Origin of the sequence: Streptomyces scopuliridis, from assembly GCF_042790125.1 — a bacterium.
Lineage (GTDB): Bacteria > Actinomycetota > Actinomycetes > Streptomycetales > Streptomycetaceae > Streptomyces > Streptomyces scopuliridis_A.
The window spans coordinates 1-16765 of the sequence record NZ_JBHTZS010000025.1 but is presented as its reverse complement, the minus strand read 5'-3'; the positions used below and the strand labels follow the sequence as shown (position 1 = coordinate 16765).

Annotated in this window: 15 protein-coding genes; 9 read left to right on the top strand and 6 right to left on the bottom strand. The window is 70.1% G+C overall.

Annotated features, from left to right (window positions below; all coding sequences use genetic code 11):
• The first annotated feature begins 224 nt into the window (after window positions 1-224).
• Both ACFRKB_RS29270 and ACFRKB_RS29265 read left to right on the top strand, forming a co-directional pair.
• Window positions 225-902, top strand: coding sequence for a response regulator transcription factor (locus ACFRKB_RS29270; protein WP_030351003.1), 678 nt, complete (start codon window positions 225-227; stop codon window positions 900-902).
• A gap of 6 nt (window positions 903-908) precedes the next feature.
• Window positions 909-2183: an ATP-binding protein gene (locus ACFRKB_RS29265; protein ID WP_383109561.1), complete on the top strand. Its 1275-nt coding sequence runs from the start codon at window positions 909-911 to the stop codon at window positions 2181-2183.
• A gap of 37 nt (window positions 2184-2220) precedes the next feature.
• Here ACFRKB_RS29265 and ACFRKB_RS29260 read toward each other — a convergent pair whose 3' ends face one another.
• Complete coding sequence (locus tag ACFRKB_RS29260; protein WP_365973892.1) at window positions 2221-2730, bottom strand: GtrA family protein; 510 nt, start codon at window positions 2728-2730, stop codon at window positions 2221-2223.
• A gap of 191 nt (window positions 2731-2921) precedes the next feature.
• On the opposite strand from ACFRKB_RS29260, the gene ACFRKB_RS29255 reads away from it, so the two are divergent.
• Genes ACFRKB_RS29255 through ACFRKB_RS29245 form a run of 3 tightly spaced genes read left to right on the top strand, consistent with a single transcriptional unit; the run spans window position 2922 to window position 5814 of the window.
• Window positions 2922-4073, top strand: coding sequence for a 5-(carboxyamino)imidazole ribonucleotide synthase (locus ACFRKB_RS29255; RefSeq protein ID WP_383109559.1), 1152 nt, complete (start codon window positions 2922-2924; stop codon window positions 4071-4073).
• Window positions 4070-4597 carry a 5-(carboxyamino)imidazole ribonucleotide mutase gene (purE, locus tag ACFRKB_RS29250; protein WP_383109558.1) on the top strand — a complete coding sequence of 176 codons (528 nt, stop codon included), beginning with the start codon at window positions 4070-4072 and terminating at the stop codon, window positions 4595-4597. The genes ACFRKB_RS29255 and purE overlap by 4 nt, the downstream gene beginning before the upstream one ends.
• Window positions 4598-4620: 23 nt before the next feature.
• A complete protein-coding gene (locus tag ACFRKB_RS29245) occupies window positions 4621-5814 on the top strand; it encodes a dipeptidase (RefSeq protein WP_383109557.1) in 1194 nt (397 codons plus the stop codon).
• Window positions 5815-5913: 99 nt separating this feature from the next.
• Here the strand turns inward: ACFRKB_RS29245 and ACFRKB_RS29240 are convergent, their stop codons facing one another.
• Complete coding sequence (locus ACFRKB_RS29240) at window positions 5914-7257, bottom strand: UDP-glucose dehydrogenase family protein (protein WP_383109556.1); 1344 nt, start codon at window positions 7255-7257, stop codon at window positions 5914-5916.
• A 183-nt stretch (window positions 7258-7440) separates the two neighbouring features.
• Here ACFRKB_RS29240 and ACFRKB_RS29235 point away from each other — a divergent pair, with 183 nt between their 5' ends.
• The gene (locus tag ACFRKB_RS29235) at window positions 7441-8613 is read left to right on the top strand and encodes an acyl-CoA dehydrogenase (RefSeq protein ID WP_383109554.1); all 1173 of its coding nucleotides are present in this window, start codon (window positions 7441-7443) and stop codon (window positions 8611-8613) included.
• Window positions 8614-8678: 65 nt separating this feature from the next.
• Here ACFRKB_RS29235 and ACFRKB_RS29230 read toward each other — a convergent pair whose 3' ends face one another.
• Window positions 8679-9368, bottom strand: coding sequence for a class I SAM-dependent methyltransferase (locus ACFRKB_RS29230; RefSeq protein WP_383109553.1), 690 nt, complete (start codon window positions 9366-9368; stop codon window positions 8679-8681).
• 143 nt (window positions 9369-9511) lie between these two features.
• Here ACFRKB_RS29230 and ACFRKB_RS29225 point away from each other — a divergent pair, with 143 nt between their 5' ends.
• Window positions 9512-10105 (top strand): DinB family protein, encoded by a 594-nt coding sequence (locus tag ACFRKB_RS29225; protein ID WP_383109552.1) that lies wholly within the window; start codon window positions 9512-9514, stop codon window positions 10103-10105.
• Window positions 10106-10195: 90 nt separating this feature from the next.
• On the opposite strand, the gene ACFRKB_RS29220 is transcribed toward ACFRKB_RS29225, so the two are convergent.
• Entirely contained in the window at window positions 10196-11782 is a 1587-nt protein-coding gene (locus tag ACFRKB_RS29220) for a hypothetical protein (RefSeq protein WP_383109551.1), read from the bottom strand.
• A 170-nt stretch (window positions 11783-11952) separates the two neighbouring features.
• A complete protein-coding gene (locus ACFRKB_RS29215) occupies window positions 11953-13209 on the bottom strand; it encodes an LCP family protein (protein ID WP_383109549.1) in 1257 nt (418 codons plus the stop codon).
• 140 nt (window positions 13210-13349) lie between these two features.
• Between ACFRKB_RS29215 and ACFRKB_RS29210 the strand changes: the two genes are divergently transcribed.
• The gene (locus ACFRKB_RS29210; RefSeq protein WP_383109548.1) at window positions 13350-13904 is read left to right on the top strand and encodes an acyl-CoA thioesterase; all 555 of its coding nucleotides are present in this window, start codon (window positions 13350-13352) and stop codon (window positions 13902-13904) included.
• A 28-nt stretch (window positions 13905-13932) separates the two neighbouring features.
• Here the strand turns inward: ACFRKB_RS29210 and ACFRKB_RS29205 are convergent, their stop codons facing one another.
• Window positions 13933-15510 carry an LCP family protein gene (locus tag ACFRKB_RS29205; protein WP_463291765.1) on the bottom strand — a complete coding sequence of 526 codons (1578 nt, stop codon included), beginning with the start codon at window positions 15508-15510 and terminating at the stop codon, window positions 13933-13935.
• A gap of 161 nt (window positions 15511-15671) precedes the next feature.
• On the opposite strand from ACFRKB_RS29205, the gene ACFRKB_RS29200 reads away from it, so the two are divergent.
• Window positions 15672-16706, top strand: a complete 1035-nt coding sequence (locus tag ACFRKB_RS29200; RefSeq protein WP_383109547.1) for a glycosyltransferase family 2 protein — start codon at window positions 15672-15674, stop codon at window positions 16704-16706.
• Window positions 16707-16765: the final 59 nt, after the last annotated feature.

Sequence of the window (16765 nt, the reverse complement as noted above, 5' to 3'; positions counted from 1 at the left end):
AGACCCTTGGCACTCAGCAGGCCAAAGGTCTCCTAGTGGTACTACAGGCGTCTCGCCACCATACGACATGACAGAGTCGCATATGGAAGGACTTGAGAGATGGATCACAGGATTTGATGGAACCACACTCTTATATTCGAAGGTAGATCATCAGATCGCATGCGAACCCGAAGGCATCGCCCAGCAGGGCCCAAGCGCCGCCCCGTGCGGTCTACCATCACCACATGACCCGTGTACTGCTCGCCGAGGACGACGCTTCCATCTCGGAGCCGCTGGCCCGCGCCCTGCGACGGGAGGGTTACGAGGTCGAGGTCCGCGAAGACGGTCCGACCGCGCTGGACGCCGGACTCCAGGGCGGTGTCGACCTGGTCGTACTCGACCTGGGCCTGCCCGGGATGGACGGCCTCGAAGTCGCCCGCCGGCTGCGCGCCGAGGGCCACGCCGTGCCGATCCTGGTGCTGACCGCGCGCGCCGACGAGGTGGACACCGTGGTCGGCCTGGACGCCGGCGCCGACGACTATGTGACCAAGCCCTTCCGGCTCGCGGAGCTGCTGGCGCGGGTACGGGCGCTGCTCCGGCGCGGCGCCTCGGACCCCGTGCCCGCCCCCGCCACCCATGGCGTACGGATCGATGTCGAGTCGCACCGCGCCTGGATGGGCGACGAGGAACTCCAGCTCACCGCCAAGGAGTTCGACCTGCTGCGGGTCCTCGTCCGGGACGCGGGCCGGGTCGTCACCCGTGACCAGCTGATGCGCGAGGTCTGGGACACCACCTGGTGGTCGTCGACCAAGACGCTCGACATGCATATCTCCTGGCTGCGCAAGAAGCTCGGTGACGATGCCGCCAACCCGCGCTACATCGCCACCGTGCGCGGCGTCGGCTTCCGGTTCGAGAAGAGCTAAGACACCTTGCGCCGCCGTCTGATCAATTCCACGCTCGCCGTGGTGCTGGTCGTCATCGCCGTCTTCGGGGTCTCGCTCGTCATCGTCGAGACCCGCACGATCAGCAGCAGCGCCCAGGAGAGCGTGGACTCCGAGGCGGTACGGCTGGTGAGCATCGTCGACAGCCGCCTCCTCGGCGGAGACAACGTCACCGCCAAGGTGCTGTCCGAGCAGATCGACCAGACGCGGTACGCGCGGATCGAGATCCCGGGCCGGCCCGTCGTCCAGCTCGGCGAGCGGCCGACCGGCAGCGTTATCCGGGCCAAGGCGAAGGGCGAGGAGGGCGAGACCGTCATCGTCGAGGAGCCCCGCTCCTCCGTGACCCGCGAGGTCGGCCGCACCCTCCTGATCATCGGCGCGGTGGCGCTGCTCGCGGTCATCGCCGCCGTACTGCTCGCCGTGCGCCAGGCCAACAAGCTGGCCTCCCCGCTCACCGATCTCGCGGAGACGGCGGAGCGCCTCGGCTCCGGCGACCCGCGCCCCCGGCACAAGCGGTACGGGGTGCCCGAGCTGGACCGGGTCGCGGATGTCCTCGACTCCAGCGCCGAGCGCATCGCCCGGATGCTCACCGCCGAGCGGCGGCTCGCCGCGGACGCCTCGCATCAGCTGCGTACGCCGCTGACCGCCCTGTCCATGCGGCTGGAGGAGATCTCCGCCACGGACGACCTGGAGTCGGTGAAGGAGGAGGCGATGGTCGCGCTGGCGCAGGTCGAGCGGCTGACCGATGTGGTGGAGCGGCTGCTCACCAACGCGCGCGACCCGCGTACCGGCTCCGCCGTCGCCTTCGATCTCGACGAGGTCGTCAAACAGCAGATCGAGGAGTGGCGCCCGGCCTACCGCAGCGCCGGGCGGGCCGTCGTCTGCTCGGGCCGGCAGGGGATGCGGGCCGTCGGCACCCCGGGCGCGGTCGCCCAGGTGCTGGCCGCGCTGATCGAGAACTCACTCATGCACGGCGGCGGTACGGTCGCGCTGCGCACCCGCGTCACCGGCAACCAGGCCGTCATCGAGGTGACCGACGAGGGCCCCGGCGTTCCGGCGGACCTCGGGGCGCGGATCTTCGAGCGCACCATCAGCGGCCGCAACTCCACCGGGATCGGCCTCGCCGTGGCCCGCGACCTGGCCGAGGCGGACGGCGGCCGGCTGGAGCTGCTCCAGCAGCAGCCGCCGGTCTTCGCGCTCTTCCTCAGCCGGGAGGCCCGCAACCGCAAGACACCGAAGTCGCCGGAGCGCCCGGTCCGCTGATCGCCAGGGCCCTTGGGGCTGTTGGAGGTATGGCCTTTCAGCCGCGGACGCGGTCGGGCCGCGGGGGCTCCCGTTCCAGGAACGATTCGTCCGGCAGTTCCGCGCCCGCCGCGGCGGGCCGGGCACGGAACACCCAGGTGCGGTACGACCAGAAGCGGAAGAGCGTCGCGATCCCGATGCCGAGGAACTTGAACACATTGCTCTGGAGCGGGCTGTCCCAGCCGAAGCCGTATGTCGCCGCGTAGAGCACCCCGTTCTCGATGACCAGGCCGACCACGCTGAACAGCAGGAAGAGCGTCAGCTCCTTCGTGCGGCGGCTCTTGTCCCGGTCCCGGTAGGTGAAGTAACGGAAGCCCACGTAGTTGAAGGCGATCGCGACGACGGTGGCCAGGATGCTGGCCCGCACCACGGGGAGCGTGGTGAGGTGCCGTACGAGATTGAAGACCAGCAGGTTGACCAGCAGCCCCGCGCCGCCCACCGCGCCGAACTTGACCACCTCGCGGACGAGCCGGTCCAGTCGCACGCGGAGTGCGCCCCGTTCGCTCATATGCCCGTTCAGCCCCGTCCGGTCGGCGTCAGTTCCGAACCATGCTAACCAGCGGTCCCTTCCGCCGCCTGGGGGACCGTACGTCACCCTCGGTCACGGTGGGTGGCGGCCGTACGGGGGACACCCGTACGGGACGGGACCGGGCCCGTACGCGGGGGCCGGGCCCGGCGGGCGGCGGATACTCTGGGGGCGTGACGTTCCCGGTAGTCGGCATGGTCGGCGGCGGTCAGCTCGCCCGTATGACCCACGAGGCGGGCATCCCCCTCGGCCTCAGATTCAAGCTCCTCAGTGACACCCCGCAGGACTCGGCGGCCCAGGTGGTGAACGATGTCGTCATCGGCGACTATCGCGACCTGGACACGCTGCGTGACTTCGCGCGCGGCTGCGATGTGATCACGTTCGATCACGAGCATGTGCCGATCGAGCATCTGCGAGCCCTGGAGGCGGACGGAATCCCCGTCAGGCCGGGCCCGGACGCGCTGGTGCACGCGCAGGACAAGGGCGTGATGCGGGCCAGGCTGACCGAGCTGGGCGTGCCCTGCCCGCGCCACCGCATCGTCGCGGGACCGGCCGACGTGGCGGCCTTCGCCACCGAGACGGGCGGCTTCCCGGTCATCCTCAAGACGGTGCGCGGTGGCTACGACGGCAAGGGTGTCTGGGTCGTACGGTCCGAAGAAGAGGCGGAGGAGCCCTTCCGGGCCGGGGTTCCCGTGCTCGCCGAGGAGAAGGTCGACTTCGTACGCGAGCTGGCCGCGAACATCGTCCGCTCCCCGCACGGCCAGGCCGTCGCGTACCCCGTGGTCGAGTCCCGGCAGGTCGACGGCGTCTGTGACACCGTCATCGCCCCCGCGCCCGGTCTGCCGGACGAGCTGGCGGGCGAGGCCCAGCTGCTCGCCCTGCGGATAGCCGCCGAACTGGGGGTCGTGGGCCATCTCGCGGTGGAGCTCTTCGAGACCCGTTCCGACGACGGGACTCCGGGCATTCTCGTCAACGAGCTGGCGATGCGCCCGCACAACTCCGGGCACTGGACCCAGGACGGCGCGATCACCTCGCAGTTCGCCAACCATGTGCGCGCCGTACTCGATCTGCCGCTCGGCGATCCGCGCCCGCGTGCGCCCTGGACCGTTATGTGCAATGTGCTGGGCGGCGACTATCCCGATATGTATGCGGCCTATCTGCACTGCATGGCCCGGGACCCGCAGCTGAAGATCCATATGTATGGCAAGGACGTGAAGCCCGGCCGCAAGGTGGGGCATGTCAACACCTACGGCGACGACCTGGACGACGTGCTGGAGCGCGCCCGCCACGCCGCCGGCTATCTCCGAGGAACGATCACCGAATGACAGTTGCTCCCCTGGTCGGCGTCGTCATGGGCTCGGACTCCGACTGGCCCGTCATGGAGGCCGCCGCGAAGGCCCTCCACGAGTTCGAGATCCCGTACGAGGTGGATGTCCTCTCCGCGCACCGGATGCCGCGCGAGATGATCGCGTACGGCGAGGAGGCCGCCGGGCGCGGACTCAAGGCGGTCATCGCGGGCGCGGGCGGCGCGGCGCACCTGCCGGGCATGCTCGCGTCGGTGACCCCGCTGCCGGTGATCGGCGTCCCCGTACCGCTGAAGTACCTCGACGGCATGGACTCGCTGCTGTCCATCGTCCAGATGCCGGCCGGTGTGCCGGTCGCCACGGTCTCGGTCGGCGGCGCCCGTAACGCGGGGCTGCTGGCCGCCCGTATGCTCGCCGCCCACGACCCCGAACTCCAGGGCAGGATGCGGGAGTTCCAGCAGGAGCTGAACGACCAGGCGACGACGAAGGGCAAGCGGCTGCGCGCGAAGGCCGAAGGCGCGGACCACTTCGGATTCGGAAAGTGACGGGGAAAGTGACGGACACGGCCATGGACTCCACGCCCTACCTCGACGAGGCCCGTGCCCTGCTGGCCGACTTCCCCGTGGTCGACGGACACAACGACCTGCCCTGGGCGCTGCGCGAGCACGTGCGCTACGACCTGGACCGGCTCGACATCGCCGGCGATCTGTCGGGCAAGCTGCACACGGACATCCCCCGGCTGCGGCGAGGCGGCGTCGGCGGGCAGTTCTGGTCCGTGTACGTACGGTCCGACATGGCCGGGGACGACGCGGTCAGCGCGACGCTGGAGCAGATCGACGTGGTCGGCCGGCTGCTGGACCGCTACCCGGGCGAGCTGTCCCGCGCCCTGACGGCGGACGACATGGAGACCGCGCGGCAGCACGGCAGGATCGCCTCCCTGATGGGCGCCGAGGGCGGCCACTCCATCAACAACTCCCTCGCCACGCTGCGGGCCCTCCATACCCTGGGTGTCCGCTATATGACGCTCACCCATAACGACAATCTCGCCTGGGCGGACTCGGCGACGGACGACCCGGGCGTGGGCGGGCTCTCGGCCTTCGGCCGCGAGGTGGTCCGCGAGATGAACCGCACCGGCATGCTGGTCGACCTCTCGCATGTGGCCGCCACGACGATGCGCGACGCACTCGCCGCCACCGCGGCGCCGGTGATCTTCTCGCACTCGTCGGCACGGGCGATCTGCGACCACCCGCGCAATATCCCGGACGACGTGCTGGAGAAGCTGCCCGCGAACGGCGGCGTGGCCATGGCCACGTTCGTACCGAAGTTCATCCTCCCCGCGGCGGTGGCCTGGACACAGGCGGCGGACGAGAACATGCGGGCCCACGGTCTCCACCATCTCGACACCACCGCGCGCGCGATGGAGATCCACCAGGCCTTCGAGGCGTCCCACCCGCGCCCGAACGCCACGGCGGCGACGGTCGCGGACCATCTGGACCATATGCGCGAGACCGCCGGCATCGACCACATCGGCATCGGCGGCGACTTCGACGGCACGGCCTTCACTCCGGCCGGCCTGGACGACGTCGCGGGCTACCCGAACCTGATCGCGGAACTGCTCGCCCGTAAGTGGTCCACCGAGGACCTGGCGAAGCTGACGTGGCAGAACGCCGTACGGGTGCTGCGCGCGGCGGAGGACGTGGCGCGGGGCCTGCGGGACGAGCGGGGTCCGTCGCTGGCGACGATCGGGGAACTGGACGGCTGACGACGCCCTGACTCACGGACGCGCGGACGCGCATCCGTGAGTCCGCGCGGGGGCGCGGGGGCGCGTTCCACCTCCACGATCATCGGGGCGCGCCGCGGCTCAGGCGCGCGGGCGCCCCATCGCGCGGTACGTCCAGCCCGCCGCGCGCCACCGCTCCGGGTCCAGCGCGTTGCGGCCGTCCAGGATCAGCCGCCGCGACGCCGCCTCGCCCAGGGCCGCCGGGTCCAGCTCACGGAACTCGCGCCACTCGGTCAGATGCAGTACGACATCGGCGCCGCGCACCGCGTCCAGCGCGGACGGCGCGTACCCCAGCGTCGGGAAGAGCCGCTTGGCGTTCTCCATGCCCTTCGGGTCGTACACCGTCACCTGGCCGCCCTGGAGATGGATCTGCCCCGCGACATTGAGCGCGGGGGAGTCCCGTACATCGTCCGAGTCCGGCTTGAACGTCGCGCCCAGCACCGCGACGCGCTTGCCCAGGAACGACGAGCCGCCCACGGCCTCCCGCGCCAGCTCCACCATGTGTCCGCGGCGCCGCATATTGATCGAGTCGACCTCGCGCAGGAACGTCAGCGCCTGGTCCGCGCCCAGCTCGCCCGCCCGCGCCATGAAGGCCCGGATGTCCTTCGGCAGACAGCCGCCGCCGAAGCCGATCCCGGCGCGCAGGAACTTCTTCCCGATCCGCTCGTCGTAGCCGAGCGCCTCCGCCAGCCGCACCACATCGCCGCCGGCCGCCTCGCAGACCTCCGCCATCGCGTTGATGAACGAGATCTTCGTGGCCAGGAAGGAGTTCGCGGAGGTCTTCACCAGCTCGGCGGTCGGGAAGTCCGTCACCACGAACGGTGACCCCTCGCTCACCGGCGTCGCGTACACCTCGCGCAGCACCCGCTCGGCGTGCTCGCTCCGTACGCCCACCACGATCCGGTCGGGGTGCAGCGTGTCCTGTACGGCGAAGCCCTCGCGCAGGAACTCGGGGTTCCAGGCGAGCTCCACCTCGCCGCCCGCGGGCGCCAGCTCGACGATGCGGGCCGCGAGCCGCTCCGCGCTGCCCACGGGCACCGTCGACTTGCCGACGACCAGCGCGGGCCTGCCCAGATGTTTGGCGAGGCTCTCGACCGCGGAGTCGACGTACGACATGTCGCAGGCGTACTCGCCGTGCTTCTGCGGGGTGTTCACACAGACGAAGTGCACATCGCCGAACTCCGCGATCTCCGCCCAGTCCATGGTGAACCGCAGCCGCCCGCTCGATCCCTCGATCCCGGCGACATGTTTGCGCAGCAGCTCTTCGAGGCCGGGCTCGTACATCGGGACCCGGCCCGCGGAGAGCATCTCGATCTTCTCGGGCACCACATCGAGGCCGAGGACCTCGAAGCCCAGTTCCGCCATGGCCGCGGCATGCGTGGCGCCGAGATAGCCGGTGCCGATCACGGTGATCTTGAGGGCCATTGAGTGCTCCAGGGGGACGCGGGCGGGTGCGGGCCCGAGCATAGCCGCGCGTAGCGAGGGTTCCGCAGGGGCACTTCTCCCCGTAGGGAGTGGCTGTCGGCAAACTCACCTATGCCTGCGGTGCCTCGGCCCCCTAAAATTGTGTTACTTAACGGTAGTTAGCATCCTGGGGAGTGAAAGACCGTGGCCGGATCGGCTGATTTCGACCTGTACCGCCCGTCCGAAGAGCACGACATGCTCCGCGACACCGTGCGCGCGCTCGCGGAGGCGAAGATCGCCCCGTTCGCCGCGGCGGTCGACGAGGAGGCGCGCTTCCCGCAGGAGGCCCTGGACGCACTGGTCGCCTCCGATCTGCACGCGGTCCATGTCCCGGAGGAGTACGGCGGCGCCGGCGCCGATGCCCTCGCCACCGTGATCGTCATCGAGGAGATCGCGCGCGTCTGCGCCTCGTCCTCGCTGATCCCGGCCGTGAACAAGCTCGGCTCGCTGCCGGTGATCCTCTCCGGCTCCGAGAACCTGAAGAAGACATACCTGGGCCCGCTCGCCAAGGGCGACGCGATGTTCTCGTACTGCCTCTCCGAGCCGGACGCGGGCTCCGACGCGGGCGGCATGAAGACCAGGGCGGTACGGGACGGCGACCACTACGTCCTCAACGGCGTGAAGCGCTGGATCACCAACGCGGGCGTCTCCGAGTACTACACGGTCATGGCCGTCACCGACCCGGACAAGCGCACCAAGGGCATCAGCGCGTTCGTGGTCGAGAAGGGCGACGAGGGCGTCTCCTTCGGCGCCCCGGAGAAGAAGCTCGGCATCAAGGGCTCCCCGACGCGCGAGGTCTACCTCGACAACGTCCGGATCCCCGCGGACCGGCTGATCGGCGAGGAGGGTACGGGCTTCGCCACCGCGATGAAGACCCTGGACCACACCCGCATCACGATCGCGGCCCAGGCGCTCGGCATCGCGCAGGGCGCGCTCGACTACGCCAAGGGCTATGTCCAGGAGCGCAAGCAGTTCGGCAAGCCGATCGGCGACTTCCAGGGCGTGCAGTTCATGCTGGCCGACATGGCCATGAAACTGGAGGCGGCCCGCCAGCTCACCTACTCCGCCGCCGCCAGGTCGGAGCGCGTCTCCGCGGGCAGCGCCAAGGAAGACCTCACCTTCTTCGGCGCGGCGGCCAAGTGCTACGCCTCCGACGCGGCCATGGAGATCACCACGGACGCGGTGCAACTCCTCGGCGGTTACGGCTACACGCGCGACTACCCGGTCGAACGGATGATGCGCGACGCCAAGATCACCCAGATCTACGAGGGCACGAACCAGGTCCAGCGGATCGTCATGGCGAGGAACCTGCCGTAGCGCCGCCACGTACGTGCTGAGAGGAATGCCCCGCGCGGATGCGGAACCGGCGTGGGGCATTCCCGTCACGAACGGGACGGGTGGCTGTCGCGGAAGCGTCTGGCCCAGAGGTAGAGACCGGTCTCGGGCTGTCCCTCGGCTCCCTGCTCGGGGCAGATGTTCAACTCGTCCACCCACAGCCCCGCTTGGCGGGCCCAGTCGCCGAGATCCTCACGTCGGCACAGGGCAGGGCGGTAGCTCGTGTCCATGAACCGCACCTCGTCGTCGGTGCGCCGCTCCGAAACAGCGACCAGCACCGTGCCGCCCGTGACCGTGAGATCCCGCAGTCTCTCCAGCGCGGCGATGAACATGTCCGCCGTCAGGTCGACGAGGGAGTAGAAGCTCACGACGGCGTCGAAGGGCCCGATGTCCAGTTCCCTGTCGAAGAGATCGGCCCTGGCGAAGCGCGCCCCCGGAACCTGGCGCCGTGCGTGGGCGAGCAGGCCCTCGGAGACGTCGATCCCGGTGACGTCCATGCCTCCCTCGCTCAGCTGCCCGGCCGTGGGCAGACCGGTGCCGCACCCCACATCCAGCACCCGGGCACCAGGATCCAGCCGGCCCATCAGACGCTCGGCCGCCTGGATCTGGGAGGTCTTCCTGCCCTCGAACGCCTGCTGGTACCCCAGCCCCAGCGAGTCGAAGAAAGCCGCCATCTTCGCTGCCTGCGGCGCCAGCACGACGATGTCCTCGGAACCGCTGTCCTGTGTCTGCCCCATGATCCCTCGCCTCTCCGGGCTTTGTCCGGCCGCGGCCGACCGACGCTCCTGCTCTACCCGCATCGCCCCCCGGTTCCTCCGGCCGACCGGCACGATCACCTGAACGAGGCCGACTGTCAGTGCCGGGTGCGAGACTGCCCGGCATGATCGAAGCGACAGCGACAACGGACCTTCTCCGCTACCTGCAAGCCGCCCGCGACGCCCTGCTGTGGAAGCTCGACGGCCTCTCGGAGTACGACATTCGTCGTCCGCTGACGCCGACCGGCACGAATCTCCTGGGACTGGTCAAGCACACCACCGGTGTTGAACTGGGGTACTTCGGTGACACGTTCGGGCGGCCGTATTTCGACGAGCCGCCGTCCTGGTACAGGGAGGGCGCGGAACCGGGCGCGGACATGTGGGCCACCGCGGACGAGTCCCGCGAACAGATCACCGGGCTGTACCGGGAGGCGTGGAAGCACGCGGACGCCACGGTCGCCGCGCTGTCGCTCGACGCGCTCGGTCAGGTCCCGTGGTGGCCGGAGGAACGGCGAGAGGTGACGCTGCACCGCGTGCTGGTCCATGTGATCGCCGATACGCAACGGCACGCGGGCCACGCGGATATCGTCCGGGAACTCATCGACGGGGCCGTGGGGATGGCGGAGGGCAACGACAACATGCCGCCGGGTGACCCGTCGTGGTGGGAGGACTACCGGAGCCGGCTGGAGCGCGTGGCGCGGGAAGCCGGTCGCGGCTGATCCCTCCCCGGAGGCCGGGAGAGGCCGCGGCCCCCGGCAGCGAACTCGTCGCGTGCCGGGGGCCGTTCGTCCGCCTCGGTCAGGGGGGAATCAGCGGACGTCGACGTAGTCCTCACGGCCGCTGGACGCGTAGTGCGTCTTCACGGTGTCGACGTAGCGCATCTGCCAGGTGCCGTCCTGCTGCGCCGTGAACTGCTTGCTGAACGTGCCGTTGGTGAGGGTCGTGGCGCTGCCCAGGTCCTTCCAGACGGCACCGCGCGTGGCGGGCTTGAAGTAGACGCGGACCTTCTGGCCGGCGTACGCCTTCCAGGTGGAGCCGGACTTCTGCATCAGCGTGCCCTTGGCCGTGAGCTTCGTGCCCTTGCGTACGCCCTCGGGCGTGACGTCGTCGCTCCGGATCTCGGTGTACGTGCGGCCGAGCTTGTGGACGCGGCTCTCCACACCCGGGGCGGCCAGGTGGCGCAGACGCCAGTAGCTGCCGCTCGTGCCCTTCAGCGGGGCGGTCTGTTTGAACGCGGCTCCGTACGTGGCCGTGAACTGGCCGACGCTGGACCAGTTCTGCCCGTCCGTGGAGTGGTCGATGGAGACGCGCCCCGTCGTGCCGGCCGGGTACGAGCCCGAGGTGACGCCGAGCTTGCCGCTGAACGTGACCTTCCGGTACTTGTCCACCGCGGCCTCGATCGCCGAGAAGGTGCTCGTCGCGGCCGTCTTGACCTGGAAGTCGTACGGGGACGACGGGGACGCCGCGTTCTCGAACCACGGTTCCTGGCCCAGCTCAAGGCGCGTGGTGCCGTTCCTCGTGGCCGGGAAGGCGCCGGAGAAGGTGCCGTCGGCCTTGGTGCTGGTGATGTGCCGGCTGTCGACCCGGATGCCGACGCCGCCCGCCGGCTTCTCGGTGCCGTCGTCGGCCGTACGGGTCACCTTGCCGCGCGCGGGGACATCGCTGCCGTACGGGGCCGTGACCGAGCGGGCGGGCGTGTCCACCGTCAGCTTCAGGGGCTGCCTGCGCACCGCCACCGGGAACGACGTGCTGTTCTCCTGGAACCAGACGTCGATGCGCGCGCCGGTCTCGTAACCGCTGAAGTCGAACGGCACGGAGAAACGTCCCGCCTTGTCGACGGCCGTCGTCACGAAGTCCCGGGACTGGTAACGGGTGTGGACTCCGGCGCCCGCGAACGGCTTGACCTCGCCCGTGTTCGGGTCCTGCGCGACGAGCGTGCCGTTCACCGTGACGACGCGGTGGTCGTACGACACCGACTGACGGTCCGCGGTGGCGGTCAGCTTCGGGGCGAGCCCGTAGTTGAGCTCACCGTTGTCGCGGTCGACGAGCTCGCCCGCCGTGCCGGCCCTGACCACGAGGTCCACGGTGTAGACGCCCAGCGCGGGCAGTTGGACCGGGTCGGTCCAGAACTGCTCCTCCTCGCAGTCGTTCGCGGTGGTGCAGCGCCCGGCGTCATGGAGACCGAGCGTGGCGAGCACCGCGTCACTGCCCTTCGCACGGACCCGGACGGTGACATCGGACGGAAGGGAGTTGCGGTCCCAGTGCTCGTAGAGCACATGGATCTTGCCGTCCTTCTCGGCGCTCCACGCGAACGACCGGAGGTTCACCTCGGCCGCCTGCGCGGTGGGCGAGGCGACCAGTGTGGATGCGGAGAGCGCGACGGCCGTGCTCACCACGGCCATGATCCTTCTCAAAGGTCCTCCATCGGACATGCACGCGTTGATCTACGGCACATTCGACGCCTCGGCCAGGAGGAAGGTTGTACGCGATTGTCCGCCGGTGACGACGAGGCCGGCGGTGGCGGCGGTCACGGCGCGGCCGGCGGTGGCGCCGGCCGCGCCGGGTATCAGTTGCCGGTGACCGTGACCTTCTCGTCGTTGTTCAGCTGGTTCACCAGCTCCTTGACCTTGGCCTTGTCCCAGACCAGGTTGCCGCCCACGCTGCCCGAGATCGGCATGTTCATGGACGTGCCGTCGCCGCCCGTGACGCCCTTCATCGCGAAGAACATCTGGCCCAGGGCCCACAGCGACATGTCCTTGTCCACGATCACCGTGTCCAGCCCCGCGCTCATCGTCGGATAGAACGCGAACGGGTTGAGGATCGTGCCGGGCGTCGCCGTCTGCGAGGCCAGGGCCGCGAGGAACTTCTGCTGGTTCTTCGTACGGTCCAGGTCGCTGTTGGCGAAGGCGTACCGCGTCCGGACGAAGGCGAGGGCCTGCTCGCCGTCCAGGGTCTGCTTGCCCGCCTGGAAGTCGGCGCCGGACTTCTTGTCCTTGAACGCCTTCGGGATGTCCAGCTCCACCCCGCCGATCGCGTCCACGATGTTGGCGAAGCCCGCGAAGCCGATCTCGACGTAGTGGTCGATGCGCAGGCCGGTGTTGAACTCGACGGTACGGACGAGCAGTTCGGGGCCGTCCTCCGCGTACGCCGCGTTGAGCTTGGTCTGCCGGCCCGTGTTCGGGAACATCTTTCCGGACTCGGAGCCGCGGAACGACGGGATCGTCACGTTCGAGTCGCGCGGCAGCGAGATCAGCGTCGGACCGTTCGACCCGTCGTGCAGGATCATCATCGAGTCGGTGCGCTTGCCCTCGGCGGAGCCGGTGTGGAGCTTCTTCTTGTCCTCGTCGGACATGCCCTCACGGCTGTCCGAGCCGACGATCAGATAGTTCGTGCCGTCGCCCTCGGCCGGCCGCTCGATGACCTTGGAGAGATCGACCTCGCGCTTGAGCTTGCCGTCCGCCCAGAAGTACGTGCCGATGGAGACGCCGAGGATCACCACGACCAGCGCCAGCGCGCCGACCTTGATACGGCGGCGCCAGTCGGGCGCCTGTCCCGGCCCGCGGGGGGCGCCCGGCGGGGGGCCGCCGTAGCCGTCGTGACCGCCGCCGCCGGGGGGAGAGCCGTAGACCTGGCCCGTGTTGTACCCGCTGTCGTACCCGGGCTCATAGCCCCGGTCGTACCCCTGGGACTGCTGGGGGACACCGCGGGGCTGCACATGCGGCATCACCCGCGCGCCGTCGGGCTGCGCGCCCGCGCTGCCGCGCCCGTAGCGGTCGCCCCGCTCGCCGCGGTTGCCGGTCCATCCATCGGGCCAATCATTCATGCGGACCAGTGTGCCGGGCAGGGCCGTGCGCCAGACAGGGGAGGTGGGAAATCGGGTCGGTGCTGTTGCCAAGCTGATGCAATGCGGACCGCACCGGAGCACTGGGAGACCCCGCGCGACCCCCGCATAGGGTGGAGGACATGACAGATCAGGTCCCACCCCCGGAAAGCGATATTCCGGGTAAGCCCACCTCCGCCTCACGCACCACACTCAGCCACATCATGACCGTCAGCGACACCAACCTCCTCGGTACGGTGCACGGCGGCGTGATCATGAAACTGGTCGACGACGCGGCGGGCGCCGTCGCCGGCCGCCACTCCGGCGGCCCCGCGGTCACCGCCTCGATGGACGAGATGGTCTTCCTCGTGCCGGTACGGGTCGGGGACCTCGTCCATGTCCGCGCCCAGGTCAACTGGACCGGGCGGTCCTCGATGGAGGTCGGCGTACGGGTCATGGCCGAGCGCTGGAACGAGTCCACCCCGGCGACCCAGGTCGGCAGCGCCTATCTGGTCTTCGCCGCCGTGGACGCGGAGGGCAGGCCCCGGGCCGTACCCCCGGTGATCCCGGAGTCGGAGCGGGACAAGCGGCGCTACCAGGAGGCGCAGATCCGGCGTACGCACCGGCTGGCCCGGCGGCGGGCGATCAAGGAGCTACGGGCGCAGCGCGCGGCGGAGGGCATCGACGATCAGCGCTGACCGACGACCAGCGCTGACCGGAGCGGACCTACGGACACACCACCTGGTCGCCGGTCGTCGCGCCGAACCGGCCCTTGGGGGCCTCCTGCGCGCGTACCGGCGTCACCGCCGTGAAGTCCGCCCCCGCCATCACCTTGAGCGTCGCGCCCTGCCGCTTCACCGCGCGCAGTTCGCTGCCGGGCAGCGCCGCCGCCAGGGACTTCGCCGACAGGTCCCAGCGCGGGTCGTACATCACGACCGTGCGCAGCAGGTCGGGCCCGTCGGAGTTGAGCGGGGTGCGGGTCGTGTTGAAGCCGGTGGCGTGCAGCGCGTCGTCGACCCGCTTGCCGAGTCCGTCCGTACGCGTCCCGTTGTAGACCTGCACCCGGATGTCCTGCGGCTTCACATCGACCGGCTCGGCGGACTCGGCGGGCTCGACCGGCTCGGCGGACTCGCCCCCCTTGGCCGGCCCGCCGTGCTCGGACGGCTTGTGTCCCGAGTCCGATTCCCGTCCCGGTCCGGGCTCGGGCTCCTGGCCGGGCGTCGACTCCGGCTTCGCGTCCGCCGGCGCGTGCGCCGCCGTCAGCGGTCTGTCCTCGCGCAGCGCGCGGAACAGCTCCCGCGACTTCACCGGATCCCACTTCACCGTGGAACCGACCCCCTTGACCGCGACGCTGTCACCGGCCAGCGGCACCGATGTGAACTCCGACGAAGAGGGTGAAAAGCCGCGCATCGCCTCGTTGAGGGCGAGCAGTTGCTCCGTACCGAAGCCCGCGTCGGCCCGTACCGACGCGAGCAAGGTCGAGGAGACCTCCTTGAACCGCACCGGGTTCAGCAGGACTCCGCTGCTGGTGGCCCGGTCGATCAGCGCGGCCAGAAAGCGCTGCTGGCGCTGCATCCGCCCGAGGTCGGCCGCGCCGTCGATATGCCGCGACCGTACGTACTGGAGCGCCTGGCCGCCGTTCATGCTGTGCGTGCCCGGGGCCAGATCGAGCCCGGTGTATCTGTCCTTCAGCGCCCGGGGCGTACAGATCTCGACGCCTCCCAGAGCGTCCACCGTCTTCATGAAGCTGGTGAAGTCGACCTCCAGATAGTGGCTGATCTTCACCCCCGTCATGCGTTCGACGGTGCTGACCGTCAGATGCGGCCCGCCCTCCGCGTACGCCGCGTTGAGCTTCACGGCGTGCGGCTCATGGCGCCTGCCGGTGAGCGCGTCGGTGTGCTCGGGAAGCTCCGCGTAACTGTCGCGCGGCACGCTCACGACGCTCGCGCGCCCACCGTCCGCGGAGAGATGCACCAGCATGATCGTGTCGGTGCAGTGGCAGGGCTCGCCGCCGAGCCGGTACTTCTGCCGCTCCTCCTCCGTGATCTTGTCGCGGCCGTCCGTGCCGACGAGCAGGAGGTTGAGACCGTGGCCCGCGGAGGGGCGGTTCTTCATGTCCTTGAACGGATCGACCCGGCCGATGCCGGTGTCGAGGCTGGTCATCACCGCGTGGCCGATCCCGCCCGCCCCCAGCACCAGCACGGAGAGGGTCGTCGCCACCCGCATCCCCCAGCGCGGCCGTCGCGGCGTCCCGGGCCGCCGGGAGGGGGCCGGACGGCGGGTGGTGCGGGGCGGCGTGGGCACGGGAAACACCTCCGCGTGATCAGGGGTGGTGGGGGACCGTGTGCACGGTAGGCCCATACGATCAGCGACACCGGGCCGCAACCGGGCGGCGCGCGTCGCTGTCCCCCGTTCGCGGTAACGTGGGCGGTCATACCGCCGCCGAAGGACCTATGAAGGACCACATGCCTGCCCTGCCGCCCGCGGTCTCCGTGATCATGCCGGTGCTCAATGAGGAACGCCATCTGAGGAACTCCGTCCGGCACATCCTGGAGCAGGAGTACGACGGCGAGATGGAGGTGGTGATCGCGCTCGGCCCGTCCACGGACCGTACGGACGAGATCGCCGCGGAGCTGGTACGGGAGACCGCGTCCCATGAGCGCGCCCGCGTCAAGACCGTACCCAACCCGACCGGCCGCACCCCGGCCGCGCTGAACGCCGCGATCAAGGCGTCCAGGCACCCGGTCGTGGTACGGGTCGACGGGCACGGGATGCTCTCGCCGAACTACATCGCGACCGCCGTCCGCCTTCTGGAGGAGACGGGCGCGCAGAACGTCGGCGGCATCATGCACGCCGAGGGCGAGAACGACTGGGAGAACGCGGTCGCCGCCGCCATGACCTCGAAGATCGGGGTCGGTAACGCGGCCTTCCACACCGGAGGCGAGGCCGGGCCCGCCGAAACCGTGTATCTGGGTGTCTTCCGGCGCGAGGCGCTGGAGCGCCAGGGCGGCTACAACGAGGAGTTCATCCGCGCCCAGGACTGGGAACTGAACTTCCGTATCCGCGAGTCGGGCGGCGCCATCTGGTTCTCGCCCGAGCTGCGCGTCCAGTACCGGCCGCGGCCCTCGGTCCGGGCGCTCGCCAAGCAGTACAAGGACTACGGCCGCTGGCGCCATGTCGTCGCCCGCTACCACTCGGGCTCGATCAATCTCCGCTATCTCGCCCCGCCGACGGCCGTCTGCGCCATCGCCGCGGGCATCGTGGCGGGCGCCGTGCTGACGCCCTGGGGCCTGGTCGTACCGGCCGGCTATCTCGCCGCGATCGGCGCGGGCTCCGTCCCGGCGGGCAAGGGACTGTCGCTGAAGGCGCGCCTCCAGATCCCGGTGGCGCTGGCCACCATGCACATGTCGTGGGGCTATGGCTTCCTGACCAGCCCGCGGTCGCTGGCGAAGAAGGTCATCGCGAGCCGCCGTCCGGCGGCGCAGCCGGTCGAGGCGTAACTCCCGGGCCCGCGCACTCCCCGACGGAACCGCGAGCGCCGTCCGGTGAACCACCGGAC

What these genes read in the sequence shown, in the direction of transcription:
- ACFRKB_RS29270 (WP_030351003.1), top strand. Translation starts at nt 225, where the DNA reads ATGACCCGTGTACTGCTCGCCGAGGACGACGCTTCCATCTCGGAGCCG.
- ACFRKB_RS29260 (WP_365973892.1), bottom strand. Translation starts at nt 2,730, where the DNA reads ATGAGCGAACGGGGCGCACTCCGCGTGCGACTGGACCGGCTCGTCCGC.
- purE (WP_383109558.1), top strand. Translation starts at nt 4,070, where the DNA reads ATGACAGTTGCTCCCCTGGTCGGCGTCGTCATGGGCTCGGACTCCGAC.
- ACFRKB_RS29245 (WP_383109557.1), top strand. Translation starts at nt 4,621, where the DNA reads ATGGACTCCACGCCCTACCTCGACGAGGCCCGTGCCCTGCTGGCCGAC.
- ACFRKB_RS29240 (WP_383109556.1), bottom strand. Translation starts at nt 7,257, where the DNA reads ATGGCCCTCAAGATCACCGTGATCGGCACCGGCTATCTCGGCGCCACG.
- ACFRKB_RS29230 (WP_383109553.1), bottom strand. Translation starts at nt 9,368, where the DNA reads ATGGGGCAGACACAGGACAGCGGTTCCGAGGACATCGTCGTGCTGGCG.
- ACFRKB_RS29225 (WP_383109552.1), top strand. Translation starts at nt 9,512, where the DNA reads ATGATCGAAGCGACAGCGACAACGGACCTTCTCCGCTACCTGCAAGCC.
- ACFRKB_RS29215 (WP_383109549.1), bottom strand. Translation starts at nt 13,209, where the DNA reads ATGAATGATTGGCCCGATGGATGGACCGGCAACCGCGGCGAGCGGGGC.
- ACFRKB_RS29210 (WP_383109548.1), top strand. Translation starts at nt 13,350, where the DNA reads ATGACAGATCAGGTCCCACCCCCGGAAAGCGATATTCCGGGTAAGCCC.
- ACFRKB_RS29200 (WP_383109547.1), top strand. Translation starts at nt 15,672, where the DNA reads ATGCCTGCCCTGCCGCCCGCGGTCTCCGTGATCATGCCGGTGCTCAAT.